The 17,317-nt window shown below is 72.8% G+C and carries 17 protein-coding genes; 10 read left to right on the plus strand and 7 right to left on the minus strand.

Annotation, left to right across the window (positions count from 1 at the left end):
* Nucleotides 1-27 precede the first annotated feature (27 nt).
* From CLV56_RS15820 to CLV56_RS15855, 8 genes are all read left to right on the plus strand, one after another.
* Nucleotides 28-1,674 (plus strand): ABC transporter ATP-binding protein, encoded by a 1,647-nt coding sequence (locus CLV56_RS15820; protein ID WP_100415257.1) that lies wholly within the window; start codon nt 28-30, stop codon nt 1,672-1,674.
* Nucleotides 1,671-2,825: an ABC transporter permease gene (locus CLV56_RS15825; RefSeq protein ID WP_211288167.1), complete on the plus strand. Its 1,155-nt coding sequence runs from the start codon at nt 1,671-1,673 to the stop codon at nt 2,823-2,825. The genes CLV56_RS15820 and CLV56_RS15825 overlap by 4 nt, the downstream gene beginning before the upstream one ends.
* Nucleotides 2,822-3,742, plus strand: coding sequence for an ABC transporter permease (locus CLV56_RS15830; RefSeq protein ID WP_039356472.1), 921 nt, complete (start codon nt 2,822-2,824; stop codon nt 3,740-3,742). The genes CLV56_RS15825 and CLV56_RS15830 overlap by 4 nt, the downstream gene beginning before the upstream one ends.
* 24 nt (nt 3,743-3,766) lie before the next feature.
* Nucleotides 3,767-4,756 (plus strand): ornithine cyclodeaminase family protein, encoded by a 990-nt coding sequence (locus tag CLV56_RS15835; protein WP_039356475.1) that lies wholly within the window; start codon nt 3,767-3,769, stop codon nt 4,754-4,756.
* The gene (locus CLV56_RS15840) at nt 4,753-5,238 is read left to right on the plus strand and encodes a nucleoside deaminase (protein ID WP_039356477.1); all 486 of its coding nucleotides are present in this window, start codon (nt 4,753-4,755) and stop codon (nt 5,236-5,238) included. The genes CLV56_RS15835 and CLV56_RS15840 overlap by 4 nt, the downstream gene beginning before the upstream one ends.
* Nucleotides 5,239-5,303: 65 nt before the next feature.
* Nucleotides 5,304-5,876 carry a hypothetical protein gene (locus tag CLV56_RS15845; RefSeq protein WP_100415258.1) on the plus strand — a complete coding sequence of 191 codons (573 nt, stop codon included), beginning with the start codon at nt 5,304-5,306 and terminating at the stop codon, nt 5,874-5,876.
* A 120-nt stretch (nt 5,877-5,996) separates the two neighbouring features.
* Nucleotides 5,997-7,520, plus strand: a complete 1,524-nt coding sequence (locus CLV56_RS15850) for a hypothetical protein (protein ID WP_039356479.1) — start codon at nt 5,997-5,999, stop codon at nt 7,518-7,520.
* Nucleotides 7,521-7,606: 86 nt separating this feature from the next.
* On the plus strand, nt 7,607-8,326 hold the full coding sequence (locus CLV56_RS15855) for a FadR/GntR family transcriptional regulator (protein ID WP_100415259.1): 720 nt from the start codon (nt 7,607-7,609) through the stop codon (nt 8,324-8,326).
* Between the two features lie 59 nt (nt 8,327-8,385).
* Here the strand turns inward: CLV56_RS15855 and CLV56_RS15860 are convergent, their stop codons facing one another.
* The 7 genes from CLV56_RS15860 to CLV56_RS15890 form a co-directional block, all read right to left on the minus strand.
* Entirely contained in the window at nt 8,386-9,351 is a 966-nt protein-coding gene (locus tag CLV56_RS15860) for an ABC transporter substrate-binding protein (RefSeq protein WP_039356481.1), read from the minus strand.
* A 67-nt stretch (nt 9,352-9,418) separates the two neighbouring features.
* Nucleotides 9,419-10,417 carry an ABC transporter permease gene (locus tag CLV56_RS15865; protein WP_039356484.1) on the minus strand — a complete coding sequence of 333 codons (999 nt, stop codon included), beginning with the start codon at nt 10,415-10,417 and terminating at the stop codon, nt 9,419-9,421.
* Nucleotides 10,414-11,997 carry a sugar ABC transporter ATP-binding protein gene (locus CLV56_RS15870; protein ID WP_100415260.1) on the minus strand — a complete coding sequence of 528 codons (1,584 nt, stop codon included), beginning with the start codon at nt 11,995-11,997 and terminating at the stop codon, nt 10,414-10,416. Before CLV56_RS15870 ends, CLV56_RS15865 begins: the two co-directional genes overlap by 4 nt.
* A 1-nt stretch (nt 11,998) precedes the next feature.
* Complete coding sequence (locus CLV56_RS15875; RefSeq protein WP_039356551.1) at nt 11,999-12,424, minus strand: RbsD/FucU family protein; 426 nt, start codon at nt 12,422-12,424, stop codon at nt 11,999-12,001.
* Nucleotides 12,425-12,478: 54 nt separating this feature from the next.
* Nucleotides 12,479-13,315 carry an amidohydrolase family protein gene (locus CLV56_RS15880; protein ID WP_039356486.1) on the minus strand — a complete coding sequence of 279 codons (837 nt, stop codon included), beginning with the start codon at nt 13,313-13,315 and terminating at the stop codon, nt 12,479-12,481.
* Nucleotides 13,312-14,265 (minus strand): aldo/keto reductase, encoded by a 954-nt coding sequence (locus CLV56_RS15885; RefSeq protein WP_039356490.1) that lies wholly within the window; start codon nt 14,263-14,265, stop codon nt 13,312-13,314. Before CLV56_RS15885 ends, CLV56_RS15880 begins: the two co-directional genes overlap by 4 nt.
* The gene (locus CLV56_RS15890; protein WP_039356492.1) at nt 14,258-15,544 is read right to left on the minus strand and encodes an enolase C-terminal domain-like protein; all 1,287 of its coding nucleotides are present in this window, start codon (nt 15,542-15,544) and stop codon (nt 14,258-14,260) included. The genes CLV56_RS15885 and CLV56_RS15890 overlap by 8 nt, the downstream gene beginning before the upstream one ends.
* Nucleotides 15,545-15,706: 162 nt before the next feature.
* Between CLV56_RS15890 and CLV56_RS15895 the strand changes: the two genes are divergently transcribed.
* Both CLV56_RS15895 and CLV56_RS15900 read left to right on the plus strand, forming a co-directional pair.
* Entirely contained in the window at nt 15,707-16,567 is an 861-nt protein-coding gene (locus CLV56_RS15895; protein WP_039356495.1) for a fumarylacetoacetate hydrolase family protein, read from the plus strand.
* A complete protein-coding gene (locus CLV56_RS15900) occupies nt 16,564-17,316 on the plus strand; it encodes an SDR family NAD(P)-dependent oxidoreductase (protein WP_039356498.1) in 753 nt (250 codons plus the stop codon). The genes CLV56_RS15895 and CLV56_RS15900 overlap by 4 nt, the downstream gene beginning before the upstream one ends.
* Nucleotide 17,317 lies beyond the last annotated feature (1 nt).

Below are 17,317 nucleotides of genomic sequence, written 5' to 3' on the forward strand. Positions count from 1 at the left end.
ATCCGCACGAGTGGAAGGAGGCACCCGATGAACCGGACCGCGCACCGCCCGGCCGACATCACGCCGCCGACAGGACCGCCCGCGTTGGCGCTGCACGGGATCTCGCGTCGCTTCGGCGGCCTGACCGCGCTCGACGCGGTGGACGTCGAGATCGTCGGCGGCGAGGTCCACTGCGTGCTCGGGGAGAACGGCGCGGGCAAGTCGACGCTGTGCAACCTCGTGTACGGGTCGCTGCCGCCGTCGTCCGGACGCATGGAGGTCGCGGGTCGCACGTACGCGCCGGACAGCCCGGCCGAGGCGATGACGCACGGGATCGCGATGGTGCACCAGCACTTCAGCCTGGTCCCCACGCTGACGGTGGAGGAGAACCTGCTGCTCGGCGGCGGGTTCCGGCTCGACCGGGCGGCGCTGCTCGAGCGACTGGCCCGGATCGAGTCGGACTACGGCCTGGTCGTCGAGCTCGGGGCGCGTGCCGGCGCCCTGTCGGTCGGGCGTCGGCAGCGCGTCGAGATCGTGAAGGCGCTGCTGGGGGCGCCGTCGCTCCTGCTGTTCGACGAGCCCACGGGTGTGCTCGGACCCGATGAGGTCGGGACCTTCCTCGCGACCGCGAGCCGGATCGCCGAGGCCGGTGCCGCCGTCGTGCTGATCACGCACAAGCTGCACGAGGTCCGCGAGATCGGCGACGTCGCCACCGTGCTCCGCCACGGACGGGTCGTCGGGTCGGGCCGGCTCGAGGACCTGCCCGACTCGGACCTCGTCGCGATGATGGTCGGCGGCGGTCGGGGGGACCTCGACCCGGTGCTCGCCGCCGGCATCGGTCTGGACGTGCCGTCCGCATCCGCGCCCCCGAGCGGTGCGGGCGGCACGCCCGGACGACCCCGTGCCGCCGAGGTCGAACGACCGCAGGCCGATGCTGCCGGTACGGCGCCGGTGCTGGTCGTCGAGGACCTCGCGGCACCCGACCCGCACGGCGGCGCCGGGCTCGACGGTGCGAGCCTGGTCGTCGAACCCGGCCGGATCGTCGGCGTCGCCGGCGTGGAGGGCAACGGCCAGTCCGCGCTCGTCGCCGCACTGTCCGGCGCGATCTCGCCCACGCGGGGAGCGGTCCGACTGCGCGGGGTCGACATCACCACGGCCACCCCCGCCGTACGCACGGCTGCGGGTCTGGCCGTCATCCCCGAGGACCGTCACCACGAGGCCGTGGTTGCCGACCTGAGCGTGACCGAGAACCTCCTGCTCGGCCGGGCGAGCGGCTTCACGCGGTTCGGGCTGCTGGACCGGCGCGCGATGCGCCGCCGCGCCACCGAGCTGTGCGCTGCGCACGACGTCCGCGTGCCGTCCGTCGATGCGCCGATGTCGACGCTGTCCGGAGGCAACCAGCAGAAGGCGGTGCTGGCACGGGAGCTGTCCCTGGATCCGCTCACCTGCGTGGTCGCGGCCCACCCCACCCGCGGACTCGACGTCGGCGCCGTGCAGGCCGTCGCGACCCAGCTGCGCGCCGCGGCGACGCGCGGAGTCGCGGTCCTCGTCGTCTCCGGCGAGCTCGAGGAGCTGCTCGCGCTCAGCGACAGCGTCGTCGTCGCCTTCCGCGGCGCGCTGCTCGGTCCGGTCGACCCGCGCCTCCCCGACGCACGCGACCAGCTCGCACGCCTGATGACAGGAGCCCGTACGTGAACCTGCGCCATCCCGCCGTCCTGGCCGTCGCCTCGGGCTTCGGGGCGCTGCTCGTGACCGTCGCTCTCGCGGCGGCGGCCGGCGCATCCCCGGCGACCACGCTGTCGGCGATGTGGACGGGCACCTTCGGGAACCCGTTCGCGCTCGGGTCCTCGATGAACACCGCCGCGGCGATCCTGCTGATCGCCTGCGGCTTCATCGTCGCCTACCGGGCGAGCCTGGTGAACGTCGGCGGCGAGGGACAGCTGTGCCTCGGAGCGATCGGCGCCACCGCCGTCGGCACCCATCTCCCCGACTCCACCCCCACTGCCCTGGCGATCCCCGCCGTGCTCGTCGCTGCCGCCCTCGGCGGTGCGGCGTGGGCCGCGATCCCCGCCGCACTCGTCGTACGCCGTGGGGTCAACGAAGTGATCACGACCCTGTTGCTCAACTTCGTCGGCCTGGCCCTCGTCATGCTCGTCGTGCACTCCGAGGCGCTGCTGCGCCAGCCGGTGACGAGCTCGGAGACGCTGCCGCAGTCCGAGCCGCTCACCGAGCCCGCCCGGCTCCCCCTGCTCGGCCTGGACGGATCCCCCGCGACGGTCGCGATCGTGATCGCCGTCGTGGCGGCGGCCCTCACCGCGCTGGTGCTCCGGCGTACCGTGACCGGGCTGCGCCTCGCCGCGGTGGGCCGGTCGCTTCCCGCAGGCCGACGGCTCGGGCTGCGCGTGGACCGCCTGCGGTTCGGCAGCCTGACCGCTGCCGGCGCGTTCGCCGGGCTGGCCGGCGGCACCCTCGTGGCCTCGGCGCCGTTCGTGCTGTCGGAGGGGATCTCGTCCGGGTACGGGTTCACCGGTCTGGTCGCCGGCCTCCTGGCCCGCGGCTCGCTGCTGGCGGCGATCGCCCTCACGTCCGTCCTCGCGCTCCTGGTCGCCGGTGGGATCAACCTCCAGCTCTCGGCCGGCGTCCCGGCGGCGATCACCCAGATGACCGAGGCGGTGCTCGTCCTGCTGGTCGCCGGATCGGCGGTCGCCGCACGGACCCGGCCTCCGCGGGCTGCACACCCGACGACCCGGCCCGCTCCGCCCGACCCACCGCCCGACGAGGGCGTACGCCGTGGTGCCGGCGCCGGTGACCGCTCCACCGCCGGCACGGAGGTGGCGACCCGATGATCCACACCCTCACCGAGCTGCTGGTCGCCAGCGTCGCGCTCGGCATCCCGATCCTGCTGGCCTCCAGCGCCGAGGTCGTCTCCGAGCGCGCCGGGGTGCTCAACATGAGCGTCGAGGCGATGATGCTGACCGGCTGCTTCACCAGCGTCCTGGTGGCGGCCACGACGGGGTCGGTGATCGTCGGCACCCTGGCGGGTGCGACCGCCGGCCTGGTCGTCGGCGCCCTGCAGTCGCTGCTCAGCGTCACCCTGCGAGCCGACCAGATCGTCACGGGCATCGCGCTCAACACGCTCGCGCTCGCCGGCACCACCTTCGGTGCCCGGCTGCTGCTCAGCCGCGACACGATCGCGCCCGGGTTCGACCGGGTCGCGGTGCCGCTGCTGTCGGACGTCCCGGTGGTGGGACCGGCGGTGTTCAACCTGCCCGCCCTCGCGTACGTCCTGGCGCCGCTGCTCGTCCTGCTCGCGCTCGCGACGTCCCGCAGGACCGGCTGGGGCCTCGCGATCGACGCCGTCGGGGAGGATGCCACCCGGGCCGACTGGGCCGGGATCGCGGTCCGCCGGATCCGCCACCTCGTGGTGCTGCTCGTCGGCGTCGCGAGCGGCCTCGCCGGCTCGTACCTCGCGCTGGCCCAGGTGCACACCTTCGCGGACAACATGACCGCCGGGATCGGCTACCTCGCCGTCGTCGCGGTGATCGCCGCGCGGTGGAAGCCGGCCCTCGTCGCCGTCGTGGCCCTCGTGTTCGGGGTCGCCCAGGCGCTGCAGTTCACCCTGCCCGTGCTCGGCGTCGACCTGCCGGTCGCGTTCCTCGTGATGCTCCCCTACGTCCTGGCCCTCGCCGCCGTCGCCGGCTTCGTCACCCGCTCCGCGGGTCCGTCCGCGCTCACCGTCCCGTTCGTCCGTCCCGGTCACTGACGACCCCGGCCCTTGGAGAAGCCCGTGCTCCTGCTGTCCCGTTCCGACCTGTCCGGACTCGTCGAACCGGCCGACGTCGTCACCGCCGTCGAGGAGGCGTTCCGCGCGCTGGCCGACGGGAACGCCCACCAGCCGCCCGTCCGCGCGGCGCGGGTCGCCGGTGCGGACGCACAGTTCCTTCCCATGGCCGCCGTCTGGGACGGGGCCGGGCTCGCCGGGACGAAGCTGCTCGCCGACATCCCGTCGAACCGCGACCGCGGCCTCCCCGCGCAGCGCTCGGTCCTCGTGCTGGTCGACTCGGTGACCGGCGAGCCGGTGGCGGTGATGGACGGCGCGATCCCCACCCGGCTGCGGACCGCCGCGACGAGCGCGGTCGCGACGCGCCACCTCGCCCGGCGCGACTGGTCGGTGCTCGGCCTCGTCGGTGCGGGTGCGCTCGCGGTCGAGCACCTGCGGGCCCACCTCGTCGACACGCCGGTCGAGAAGGTCGCCGTGTGGTCGCGCACCGAGCAGCGCCTGGCGGCGTTCACCGCGGCCGTCGCCGCAGTCGCGCCCGACGTCCGGGTCAGCCCGCAGCCGGGCCCGCGCGAGGTGGTCGCCGCCAGCGACGTCCTGTGCACGCTGACGCCGTCGCGCGAACCGATCGTCGCCGGTGCCTGGCTCCGGCCCGGCATGCACGTGAACGTGGTCGGCGCGCCTCCGCGTCCCGACCACCGCGAGGTCGACGCCGCCGCGATGGCCGCGGGGCGGCTGGTCGTCGATGCGCGCGAGACCGCGCTGCACGAGTCCGGAGACGCCCTGCTCGCCGTCGCCGACGGGGCGCTGCGTCCCGAGGACTGCGGGCTGGAGCTCGCGGGTGTGATCAGCGGTCGGGCCGCCGGGCGCCGTGACGACGACGAGGTGACGGTGTTCAACTCGGTCGGTCTCGGGATCGAGGACGTCGCGGTCGGGCGCCTTCTCGTCGACGCAGCCCGTAGCCGTGGGGTCGGCCTCGAGGCCAGACTGGACCGATGAGCACGCTGACCGCGACCGACCTCACCCATCTGCGCACCTGCGTCGACCTGGCCCGCACGGCGCTCGAGCAGGGCGACCACCCGTTCGGCTCCGTCCTCGTCGACGAGCACGGGGAGGTCCGGTTCTCCGACCACAACCACGTCGCCGGCGGCGACCGCACCCAGCACCCCGAGCTCGCGGCCGCCCGCTGGGCCGCCGCGCACCTCTCGCCGGAGGAGCGTCGGTTCTCGACGGTCTACACCTCGGGAGAGCACTGCCCGATGTGCGCGGCCGCGCACGCGTGGGTGGGGCTCGGCAGGATCGTCTACATCGTCTCCTCCGAACGACTCGCCGACCTCCAGCGCCAGTGGGGCACGCCCGAGTCACCGGTCGCGCCGCTGCCGGTGAATGCCGTGGCGCCGGACCTCGACGTCGCGGGACCGGTCGCGGAGCTCGCCGGTGAGATCGAGGCGATGTACCAGGAGTGCTTCCGCCCGAGCTGACCGACCCTCTGCCCCACGGGCACGCCTGGCTAGAGTGGCGAGGCGACCCCGTCGGAAGGCATGAGATGACACCTGAGCCGTACCGCATCGGCGACGGGCAGCCCGTCCCGTACAGCACCGCGCTCGAGCTGTGGGCTCGCGCGGCCCGGGACCTGCTGGGCGAGACCGCGCGCCAGTACGGGGCGGTCGTCACCGACACCGCGCTCGCGGCCGGCGTGCAGAGCCGCACCTCCATCAGGACGAAGGCGCCGCTCGGCGACTGGATCCCCGACGTCCTGACCACCACCGCGGTCGACGCGTCTCGCCGTGGTGACCCGGTCATCAGCGCACTGTGCGTCGACGAGGGCGGCAGCGCCGGCGAGCGGTACCGGTCTGCGGTGGCCGCCCGGGGTGAGACCGCAGGTGACAACCCCGAGTGGCACGCGGCCGAGCAGCGGCTGGAGTGCTACCGGCGGTACGGCGCGACCCTGCCGGCCGACGGAGGTCGTCCGACGCTGATCCGCAAGGCCGAGAAGTCCGCGTCTCCCCCACGCAAGCGTCAGCCCCGCCGCACGGTCGTCGAGGCTCCCCCGCGAGCGACCTGCCCGACGTGCTTCATGGAGCTGCCCATGACCGGGATCTGCGACACCTGCGGCTGAGCGGACCGGCGACGTCGGACGAACCTCCCGACCGCGCGCTGATCCCGTCCGATGTGTGGAACCGCTGCGGGTCACCGTGGTAAACGTCGGTTGCATCGAGCAGCGGAGGAGGGGCGGGCGATGCCACGGATCCGGGGCGCGGTGGTGCTGATGCGCGTCGAGCACCACCGTGCGTTCGTCGAGTCGTTCGGTACCGGTCCGACGGCCAGCACGGACCCCGAGGACCCGGCGACCCACACGATCCTGCGCACGGACGAGTGGCGCCTGGACCTGACGGAGCGCCGGGTCCCGCACGGCGCCGTCGCGACGCTCACGCAGCACGACGACGCGGCGCCCGGCGGGTTCGTGACACCCGTGCGGGTCGTGCTGCTCGAGGACGACGACCACCGCTTCGGCGGCGACGTCGTCACGGCCGCCGGCATCCCCGTCGAGCACGCACTGGACCCGTTCACCAAGCTGCCGCTCGCGCCGGGATGGCAGGACCCCAACGCCCCCGAGCAGATGGGGCCCGCGTTCGAGGAGTTCGCCCGGTCCCTGTTCCCGACGCCTCTGGTGCTCGCGCGCACCGACGACGTGAAGTCCAGCCGGCTCACCGCACTCGCCGGGGCGATCCCGAAGCCCTTCAGCAGCGCCGTGAGCCTGCTCGCGATCGGCCCGGCCGTCGCCGACGCGGCGGCGTCCGCCCTCGCGGAGCACGGCCTCGCCCTGCCCAGCCGGGAGGGGGCGGTGCTGATCGTCGGGCACGAGGGCACGCTGACCGAGCACCACCGGCTCACGCGACGGAGCCCGGTCGGCGCCCTCACCTCGGCCGCCTCCGCATTGCTGGGCGACATCGCGGACCGGATGGGGCTGGCGGGCGTCGGGCTCGTCGACGAGAACGAGACGGTCGTCCGCACGCTCCGGGCGAAGCTCGCGGAAGCCGATGCGACCACGACGCGCCTGCGGGCGGAGCTCGCCCGCGAGCAGGCCGCGAACCGTCGCGCCCAGCGCGAGGTCCGCCGTCTCGCGCACGAGGCCGGCCGGCGCGCGTCGCCGCCGGAGGCCCCCGACCCCACCCCCGCCTCGGACGCACCCCGCCCAGCCGGCGAGACCGCGCCGGAGCCGCAGCCCGAGCCCACCGACCCGTGGGCCGATCTGCCCGCGTGCCACGCCGAGACGTTCGCCGACATGCTCGACCAGGCCCGGGCCGAGCTGCCGATGGTGGTGATCGACGACGCCGTCACCAAGCTCGTGGTGCCGCTCGAGGACCAGGCCAAGAGCTCGATCTGGCGGCGCCGCGCCTGGCTCACGCTCGCCCTGCTCGACGCGTACGCCCGGGCGCGGGCGGACGACGACGGCGCCGCGACGTTCCGCGCGTGGATCGAGCAGACCCCGCACCCCGAGATCCGCCCGGAGCACGTGCGGTCCGGCGAGACGAAGCAGATGCGCAGCGGCCGACGCTACCGCGATGCGCGGACCTTCAGCGTCCCGAAGGAGGTCGACCCGTCCGGACGCGCGCTGTTCCTGACCCACGTGCACATCGAGACCGGGCGCACGGATCCGAGCCCGAGGCTCCACTTCCTCGACGACACGGGTCGGGACGGGACCGGACTGGTGTACGTCGGGCACCTGGGCCCGCACCTGCTGACGCGCCGGACCAACTGACCCGGCAGCGGCCGTCGGGCCGTCGCACCACCCGGCCCGCCGGCAGCCCGCGCGACCGCGGCGCCGCACAGCCCTAGACTGTCGGCGTGGCACTGACGGACCAGGCGATCCTCGAGATCAAGGGGATGCTGCTGCGCGGCGAGCTCGGCCCCGGTGACCGTCTCCCACCGGAGAAGGAGCTGAGCGAGGCGCTCGGTCTGTCCCGCAACTCGCTCCGGGAGGCGGTGAAGGCCCTCGAGCTGATCCGGGTGCTCGACGTCCGACGCGGCGACGGCACGTACGTCACGAGCCTCGAGCCGCGTCTGCTGCTCGAGGCGATGTCGTTCGTCGTGGACCTCCACCAGGACTCGTCGGTGCTCGAGCTGTTCGAGGCTCGCCGGATCCTGGAGCCCGGCGCCGCGGTCCTCGCCGGACGTCGCGCGAAGCCCGAGGACGTCGAGGGTCTCTGGACCCTGCTGGACGAGGTCGACGAGGACACCGGTGTCGAGGACCTGGTCGCGCACGACATCACCTTCCACGCCGCGATCGTCGCGATGTCGGGCAACTCCTACCTCATGAGCATCCTCGACGGGCTCTCGAGCCGGACCCTGCGCGCCCGGATCTGGCGCGGCCTCACCGAGCAGGGAGCGGTCCAACGGACCCTCTCGGAGCACCGGACGATCGTCGACGCGATCGCCAGCGGCGACGACGAGCTCGTACGGGCGGTCGTCACCTCGCACATCGGCGGGGTCGAGCGGTGGCTGCACACGGCCGGCGACGCCCCGCACGACCTCGAGACACAGCACGTCCCCGACCGGGGGGCGTGACGGCGGACTGCCGTTCACACCGTCCCGGCCGGGGACGGGCGGACGTTCCCGAGGACGGTCTACTGGTAGAGGACCGCCTGGATCTCGGCGTCGTCGATGTTCGACTTGTCGTACCAGTAGAACCCGGTGTCGATCGTGTCGGGCAGGTCCTCGCCGTCGATCGCCTTGACGGCGGCCTTGACGAGCTCCTCGCCCATCCCGACCGGGTTCTGGGTGATCGCGCCCGCCATCACGCCGTTGTTGATGGCGTCGATCTGCGCCTGGCCGGAGTCGAACCCGACCACCGTGATGCCCTGCTTGCCGCTCTCCTCGACGCCCTTGACGACGCCGATCGCGGAGCCCTCGTTCGAGCCGTAGATCCCGGCGACGTCGGGGTTCGACTGGATGATCGACTTCGTGATGTCGGCCGACTTCGTCTGGTCGCCGTCGCCGTACTGGACCGGGAGCAGCTCGACGTCGGGGGCGTTCTGCTCCATCCACTCGACGAAGCCGTCGCGGCGGTCCGTACCGGACTTGCTGGTCTGGTCGTGCACGACCATCGCGACCTTGCCCTGGTTGCCGATCAGCTCGGCCATGTGCTTCGCGGCCTCGGCGGCCGCGGCCTTGTTGTCGGTCGCCGCGGTCGTGACGGGGATGTCGCTGTCGACGCCGGAGTCGAAGGCGATCACCGGGATGTCCTGCGACTGGGCCTGCTGGAGCAGCGGCTCGGCGGCCTTGCTGTCGAGCGCCGCGAACCCGATCGCGTCCGGGCTCTTCGCCAGCGCGTTGCTGAGCATGTTGACCTGGTCCTCGACGTCGGTCTCGGTCGCCGGACCCTCGAACGTGATCCGGACGCCCTCCTTCTCGGCCTGCTGCTCGGCGCCCTGCTTCACCGCCTGCCAGAACTGGTGCTGGAAGCCCTTGGACACGATCGCGACGTACGGCTCGTCGCCGCTGCCGCCGCTCGCGGAGTCGTCGCCGCAGGCGCTCATGGCCAGGAGGAGGGGTAGGGCGGCCACCGCCGCGCCGATGCGTCGGATGTTCATGCTGGAGTCCTCTTTCGTGGTCGGATCCGTGGTGTGCTGGGTGTGCTGGGTGGACGTGCGGAGGCGGTCACCGCTCCCGCTTGCGGAGCTGGTCCGCGTAGACGGCGACGAGGATGACGAGGCCGAGGATGACGTTCTGCCACTCCTGGGCGATCGACATGATCTGGAGCCCGTTGTTGATCACCGAGATGATCAGCGCGCCGACGAGCGTGCCGACGATCGTGCCCTTGCCGCCGGCCAGGGAGGTGCCGCCGATCACGACGGCGGCGATCGCCTGGAGCTCGTAGCCCATCCCGGTGGCGGGCTGGGCGGAGCCGAGCCGGGCGGAGATCATCACGCCGGCGAGACCGGTGAACAGCCCCGCGAACGAGTAGATGATGATCTTCCACTTGCCGACGTTGATTCCCGAGAGCGCTGTCGCCTCCTCGTTGCTCCCGATCGAGTACGTGTAGCGTCCGAGCACCGTCTTGTTGAGCAGCACGGCGCACACGAGGGTCGCGAGCAGCAGGATGAGGACCGCGTTCGGGAAGTCGAAGCCGAGCAGGTTGCCGGTCGAGATCCGCACGTAGCCGGGGTCGTCGGTGAAGTAGATCGGGGCGCTGCCCGAGATCACGAGCGCGAGTCCCTGGGCGACCAGCATCATCGCCAGCGTCGCGATGAACGGCGGGATGCCGAGCACGGCGACGTTGAACCCGTTGACGAAGCCGATCAGACCGCCGAACAGGAGGGTCATCAGGACGCCGAGCGCGATCGGGACGTCCCACTGGGTGATGAACACGCCCGACATCACCGCGCACAACGCCATCCCGGTGCCGATCGACAGGTCGATGCCGCCGGTGATGATGACGAACGTCGTGCCGAGCGCGAGCGTGCCGATCACGACCGTCGAGAACAGGATGTTCGTGACGTTGTTGTAGGTGAAGAAGCTGGAGCTCGCGATCGAGAAGAACGCGAAGATCACGATCAGGCTGGCGAACGCCAGCAGCTCCTGCAGCCGGTCCTTCCAGCGCGAGCCCAGGCCGCCGGCCTGGGGGGCGCGGGTGTCGTCCGCCGTGGTCGTGCTCATCGGTCTCCTGCCTTCGTGTCGGGTACGTCGGGGGCTGCGCCGGTGGCGCCCACGAGGCCGAGCTCGGCGGCGTCGTCGGGGTTCTCGTCCGGGCGCAGGGTCGCGAGGTGCATGACGTTCTCCTGGGTCGCCTCGTCGTGGGTGAGCACGCCGCTGATCCGGCCCTCGGTCATCACGACGACGCGGTGCGCCATCCGCAGCACCTCGGGAAGCTCGGAGGAGATCATCACGATCGACTTGCCCTCACCGGCGAGCTCGTTGAGGAGGTCGTAGATCTCCTCCTTGGCGCCGACGTCGATGCCGCGGGTCGGCTCGTCGAAGATCAGCACGTCGCAGTCCTTGACGAGCCACTTCGCGATCACGACCTTCTGCTGGTTGCCGCCGGAGAGGTTCTTCGCGGTCTGGGCGACCGACGGGGTCTTGATCCCGAGCCGCTCCACCATCTGCTCGGCGACCTCGCGCATCCGGCCGAACCGGACGAAGCCGCTGCGGCTGAACCGTTCGCCGATCGAGGTCAGCCCGACGTTGACGGAGACGTCCTGGTCGAGCAGCAGACCGAAGCGCTTGCGGTCCTCGGACAGGTAGCCGATCCGCAGCCGCGCGGCGTCCGACGGGTGGTGGATCCGCACCGGCTTGCCGCGCAGGCGCACCGTGCCGGCCGTCTTCGCGTCGGCGCCGACGATCGCTCGGGCGACCTCCGTACGGCCTGCCCCCATCAGCCCGGCGAACCCGAGGATCTCCCCCTCGCGCAGCTCGAACGACACGTCGTGCAGCAGGTCGCGGGTCGACAGACCCTCGACCTCGAGGACCACCGGGCGGTCGTCGCGCACGTTCTGGGGCTCGGCCTCGGCCGCGAGGGTGCGGCCCACCATGAGCGAGATGACCTCCTTCATCGTGGTCGTCTCCGTGTCGAGCGTCTCGACGTAGCGACCGTCGCGGATCACGGTGATCCGGTCGCTGATCGCCTTGAGCTCGTCCATCCGGTGCGAGATGTAGATGACGCCGGTGGTCGGCGAGATGAAGCGTCGGATCAGCCCGTGCAGCGTCTCGACCTCGGCGTCGTTCAGGGCGGCCGTGGGCTCGTCCATGATCAGCACCCGCGCGTCGTACGACAGCGCCTTGGCGATCTCGACCATCTGCTGCTTGGCGACCGTGAGGTTGCCGACGAGAGCGCGGGGGTCCAACGGCAGCTCGAGCCGCTCCAGCAGCTCGGCGGCGCGGCGGTTCAGCGCCCGCTCCGAGAGCACGAAGCCACCGGTGCGCGGCTCCCGCCCGATGTAGACGTTCTCCGCGACCGTGAGGTGCGGCATCAGGTTGAACTCCTGGTGGATGATGCTGATGCCGGTCTCCATCGCGTCCCTCGGCCCGCTCACGCGCAGCGGCTCGCCGTCGAGGCGGAAGTCCCCGGCGTCCGGGGTGTAGATCCCGGACAGGAGCTTCATCAGCGTCGACTTGCCGGCGCCGTTCTCGCCGACGAGCGCGAGCACCTCGCCGTGACGCACCCGCAGGTGCATGTCGTCGAGCGCCTGGACACCGGGGAAGCCCTTGCTCACCCCCTCGATCTCGAGCAGGTCAGGCATGTCACGCTCCTTCCCGTGCGGCCGGGACGACGCCCTTGCGCACGATCGCGTTGCCGTAGGTCCGGGTCTCGCCGGTGCGCACGACGACGAAGCACCGGGCGGCGAGGTCGTAGAAGGCGTGCCGCTCGACCATGCGCGCCTCGGCCGGGTCGAGCCGCGCGGCCGTCACGAGCTCGTCCTGGACCGGCAGCCGTCCGTCGTCGGCGGGCTGCATCAGGTCGAGCGGATCGGTGTCGTCGAGCGGCAGCACGCTGCGTACGGCCCGGACCACCGCCGGGGTGCCCGCGCCCGGCAGGTCGAGGACGCGCCGCCCGAGGCGGGCCGCCGGGAAGTGCGCGTCCGCCACGCAGATCCCGTCGGAGTGTCCCATCGCGTCCAGTGCGCTCAACAGCTCACCGGTGAGCAGCGGGTCGATGCCCAGAAGCACCCGATCCACCTCCTGAAATCGATTTCTGCCCGGCCACGCTAGGTGTGCTCCGCATCACACGTCAACCCCGTACACCGCCCGCGCGGTCGCGGAGAGGACGGCCGCCTGCTCGTCGTTCGTCAGCTCGTCGACGAGGGTGCGGACCACCTCCCAGTGGGGTTCGTACCCACCGTCGGGCACCGTCATCGGCCAGTCCCCGCCGTACATCAGGCGCTCGGGCCCGAACGCGTCGAGCGCGACCTCCCAGACCGGCCGGAGCGCGTCGACCGTGAACGGTTGTCCGGGCACCTGGAGGCCGGAGACCTTCGCGACCACGCGCGGGCGCCGCGCGACCTCGCGCAGCGCGGCCTCCCAGTCGGCCATCCCGCCGGTGCCCCGCGGCGGCTTGCCCAGGTGGTCGACCACGAGCACGAGGCCGTCGACCTCGTCGGCGAGCGCCGGGAGCCGGCCCAGGTGACGCGGCCAGGCGTCGGGGACGTCGAGCGGGAGCCCGCGCTCGACCAGTCGTCCGAGCACCGTGCGCACCGGCGCCAGGTCGAGCACGTCGTCGCGGGGGTCGTCGTGGACCAGCTGGCGGACGCCCACGAACGCGGGGTCGCCGCCGTACGTGTCGAGCTGGCGCGCGGCCCGGTCGGGGTCCTCGAGAGCGACCCAGCCCACGACGCCGGCGACCAGCGGCTCCTCGGCCGCGATCGCGAGCATCGTGCGGGTGTCGGCCTCGGTGTCGGCGGCCTGCACGAGGACGGCGGCATCGACCCCCGCCGCGGCGAGCTGCCGGCTCGCCTCGGCGGACGTGAACGAGCGGTGGAGGGCGCCGTGCTCGGGACCGAGCCACTCGTAGTCGCCCGAGGCGAGGTCCCACACGTGCAGGTGCGCGTCGATCGTCGTCACCGTGCCACCAGCCCTTCGTCGTGCAGCGCCTCCCACAGCCCGTCGGGCACGGGTGCGGCGAGCAGTGCGGCGTTGCGCCGGACCTGCTCGGGTGCCGCCCCGCCGACGACGACGCACCGTACGGCGGGGTGCCGCAGCGGGTACGCGAGGGCCGCCGCCGGCAGCGTGGTGCCGAAGCGGGTGCAGACCTCGGCGATCCGTGCCACGCGGTGCCGCAGCGCCGTCGGCGCCGGCGCGTAGTCGAACCGCGCGTCGGGGGCGACCTCGTCGGTGGCCAGGAGGCCGGAGTTGAAGACCGCGGCCGCGGCGACGGCGACGCCGCGATCGAGGCAGGTGTCCAGCAGGGGTCCCGCGCTCTGGTCGGCGAGCGTGCAGCGCGCCGCGACCATGAGGACGTCCGGGTCGTGGCGCTCGAGCGACGCCGTCAGCGCTGCGGTGTCCATCGACGCCACCCCGACCGCGTCGACGAGGCCCTCGTCGCGCAGCGCCGCCGCACCGGGCAGGCCGTCCGCGAGGGCCGTCGCGAGGTCCGAGCGCTCCGGGTCGTGCAGGTACAGCACGTCGACGCGCTCGAGCCCGAGGCGCTCGAGCGACTCCTCGTGGCTGCGCCGGATCCCGTCCGCGCTGAAGTCCCACACGCGCCGGTGGTCGGCGGGCACGTGGAAGTCGTGGGCGAGGTCGAGCTCACCGCCGGCCGCCGGGTCCGCGACGAGCAGACGTCCCGCCTTGGTCGAGACGACGAACGCGTCACGGGGCTTGGTGGCCAGGAAGGCGCCCAGCCGCCGCTCGGACAGACCGAGGCCGTAGTGCGGCGCGGTGTCGAACGTGCGGACGCCCGCGTCCCAGGCCGCCGCGAGGATCGCGTGGGCGTCCTCGTCGCTCAGCGCGCGATCGAGGTTGCCGACGTTCGCGGCCCCGTAGCCGAGCCGCCCGCGGAAGGGCTCAGCCATGGCGACCCTGCCGGTACGTCTCCAGCGACTCGGCGAGCATCTCGCTGCCTGCGCCGGGCGCGGTGGGTGCGCGGTAGACGCCGTCGCGCACGTCGACGGGCGTGACGAAGTGCTCGTGCAGGTGGTCGACGTACTCGATCACCCGAGAGTCGAGCGAGCCCGAGACGGCGACGAAGTCGAACATCGAGAGGTGCTGGACGACCTCGCACAGCCCGACCCCGCCGGCGTGCGGGCACACCGGCACGCCGAACTTCGCGGCGAGCAGCAGGTTCGCGACGTTCTCGTTGACGCCGGCGACCCGCGCGGCGTCGATCTGCATCACCTGGAGCGCATCGGCCTGGAGGAACTGCTTGAAGACCACCCGGTTCGCGACGTGCTCGCCGGTCGCAACCCTGATCGGCTTCACGCGCCGGGCGATCGCGGCGTGGCCGAGGACGTCGTCCGGGCTCGTCGGCTCCTCGATCCAGGCCACGTCGAACGGGCGGAGCGCCTCCATCCACGTGACCGCCTCGTCGACCTCCCAGCGCTGGTTGGCGTCGACCGCGATCGCGATGTCGTCGCCGACCACGCGCCGCGCGATCGTCAGCCGTCGGACGTCCTCGTCGCGGTCCGCCCCGACCTTCAGCTTGATCTGCCGGAACCCGGCCTCGACCGCCTCGCGGCACAGCCGCTCGAGCTTCGCGTCGTCGTAGCCGAGCCATCCCGGGGTGGTGGTGTAGCCGGGGTAGCCCGAGCGGAGCAGCTCGGCCTCGCGCTGGGCGCGCCCCGGCTCGGCCTTCTCCAGGATCTCGAGGGCGTCGGCAGGCGTGAGCGCGTCCGAGAGGTAGCGGAAGTCCACGAGGTCCACGATCGCGCGCGGCTCCAGCGAGGCCAGCAGCTGCCACAGGGGACGCCCGGCACGCTTCGCGCGGAGGTCCCACAGCGCGTTGACGACCGCTCCGACCGCCATGTGCATCACGCCCTTCTCGGGGCCGAGCCAGCGCAGCTGCGAGTCGTGGACCAGGCGACGCCAGAACTCCCCGAGGTCGTCCAGCACGTCCTCGACGCCGGCGCCCACGACGTACGGCGCGAGCGCCTCGATCGCCTTGACCTGCACGTCGTTGCCGCGGCCGATCGTGAACACGAACCCGTGCCCCTCGAGCCCGTCGGCGGCGTCGGTGCGCAGCCGGACGTACGCGGCGGAGTAGTCGGGATCGGGATTCATCGCGTCCGAGCCGTCGAGGGTGCGCGAGGTCGGGAAGCGCACGTCCACGGTGTCCAGAGCGACGAAGGTGCTCACGTAGTCTCCTCTTACGGTTCCAGTGATGCCGGTCACACACTAGACATAGGATGTTTGCTCGTCAACACTCGGGGCCGTGTTCGTTCCATCCCTCCGCCGTGGCGTATCGTCCCGGCGCAGAACCACCAGAGATCCGATTTCTCGCCTCGTATGGAGGACCGCATGAAGCTGGCCCGACTCGGCCCGCCGGAGCAGGAGCGCCCGGCCCTCGTCCTGGACGACCGTGTGCTCGACCTGTCGTCCCTCACGCCCGACATCGACGGCGCCTTCCTCGCCGGCGGCGGTCTCGACGCGGTCCGGCGTGCCCTCGACGCCGGGACGCTCCCCGAGATCGCCGACGCCGAGACCCTCCGCGTCGGCGCTCCGATCGCACGCCCCGGTGCGGTCGTGTGCATCGGGATGAACTACGCCGCGCACGCCGCCGAGTCCGGGGCGCAGCCGCCGGAGCACCCGGTCGTGTTCTTCAAGCCGCCGAACACCGTCGTCGGGCCGGACGACGACGTGACCCTCCCCCGCGGCAGCCGCAAGACCGACTGGGAGGTCGAGCTCGGGGTCGTCGTCGGCCGCCGGATGTCGTACGTCGAGCCGTCCGCCGCGCTCGAGCACGTCGCGGGGTTCGTGCTCGCGAACGACCTCTCCGAACGGCACCTGCAGCTCGAGGTCTCCGGCGGCCAGTGGAGCAAGGGCAAGTCGGCCGCCGGCTTCACCCCGACCGGGCCGTGGTTCGTCACCGCCGACGAGGTCGACCACCGCGCACTGGGCCTGCGCAGCTGGGTCAACGACGATCCGCGTCAGGACTCGTCGTCGGCCGACATGGTCTTCGACGTCGAGCACGTCCTCGCCGACCTGAGCCAGTACATGGTGCTCGACCCCGGTGACCTCGTGCTCACCGGCACGCCCGAGGGCGTCGCGCTGTCGGGCCGCTTCCCCTACCTGCGCGACGGCGACGTCGTCACGCTCGAGATCGACGGACTGGGCCGGCAGCGGCAGACCGTCCGTGCCCACGAGGAGGACCGGCCGTGACCGACTTCTCCGACGTCCGCGCCGTCGTCACCGGCGGTGGTTCCGGCATCGGCGCCGCGATCGCCGCAGAGCTGCGCAGCCGCGGCGCGACGGTCGCCGTGCTGGACCTCGACCCCGACGGCGCTCCCGACGGCACCGTCGGCATCGCCTGCGACGTCAGAGACGACGCGGTCGTGCGCGCTGCGGTCGACGACGCTGCGGACCGCCTCGGCGGGATCGACGTGCTGGTGAACAACGCCGGCGTCGGCGCGCAGGGCACGGTCGCCGACAACGACGACGACGAGTGGCACCGGGTGCTCGACGTGAACCTGCTCGGCATGGTCCGTACGTCCCGCGCCGCCCTGCCGCACCTGCGCCGGTCCTCGTGCGCCGCGATCGTGAACATGGGCTCGATCGCCGCGACCGCAGGGCTGCCGGAGCGTGCGCTCTACTCCGCGACCAAGGGGGCCGTGCTCTCGCTCACCCGCGCGATGGCCGCCGACCACCTGCGCGAGGGGATCCGCGTCAACTGCGTGAACCCCGGGACCGCCGACACGCCGTGGATCGGCCGGCTGCTCTCGAAGGCGCCGGACCCGGCCGCGGAACGGGCCGCCCTCGAGGCACGCCAGCCGCACGGCCGTCTCGTCTCCCCGGAGGAGGTCGCGGCCGCCGTGGCGTACCTCGCGAGCCCGGCGGCGCGCTCCACGACCGGGATCGGCGTGGCGGTCGACGGGGGGATGCAGGATCTTCGGCTGCGGCCGCGGTCCTGAC

The sequence above is a fragment of the Mumia flava genome (genome assembly GCF_002797495.1).
Taxonomy (GTDB): domain Bacteria; phylum Actinomycetota; class Actinomycetes; order Propionibacteriales; family Nocardioidaceae; genus Mumia; species Mumia flava.

Bases quoted from the DNA above. Each gene is read 5' to 3' on its own strand.
- CLV56_RS15820 (WP_100415257.1), top strand. From the start codon at position 28: ATGAACCGGACCGCGCACCGCCCGGCCGACATCACGCCGCCGACAGGA.
- CLV56_RS15850 (WP_039356479.1), top strand. From the start codon at position 5,997: ATGCCACGGATCCGGGGCGCGGTGGTGCTGATGCGCGTCGAGCACCAC.
- CLV56_RS15885 (WP_039356490.1), bottom strand. From the start codon at position 14,265: ATGGCTGAGCCCTTCCGCGGGCGGCTCGGCTACGGGGCCGCGAACGTC.
- CLV56_RS15895 (WP_039356495.1), top strand. From the start codon at position 15,707: ATGAAGCTGGCCCGACTCGGCCCGCCGGAGCAGGAGCGCCCGGCCCTC.
- CLV56_RS15870 (WP_100415260.1), bottom strand. From the start codon at position 11,997: ATGCCTGACCTGCTCGAGATCGAGGGGGTGAGCAAGGGCTTCCCCGGT.
- CLV56_RS15845 (WP_100415258.1), top strand. From the start codon at position 5,304: ATGACACCTGAGCCGTACCGCATCGGCGACGGGCAGCCCGTCCCGTAC.
- CLV56_RS15830 (WP_039356472.1), top strand. From the start codon at position 2,822: ATGATCCACACCCTCACCGAGCTGCTGGTCGCCAGCGTCGCGCTCGGC.
- CLV56_RS15865 (WP_039356484.1), bottom strand. From the start codon at position 10,417: ATGAGCACGACCACGGCGGACGACACCCGCGCCCCCCAGGCCGGCGGC.
- CLV56_RS15840 (WP_039356477.1), top strand. From the start codon at position 4,753: ATGAGCACGCTGACCGCGACCGACCTCACCCATCTGCGCACCTGCGTC.
- CLV56_RS15860 (WP_039356481.1), bottom strand. From the start codon at position 9,351: ATGAACATCCGACGCATCGGCGCGGCGGTGGCCGCCCTACCCCTCCTC.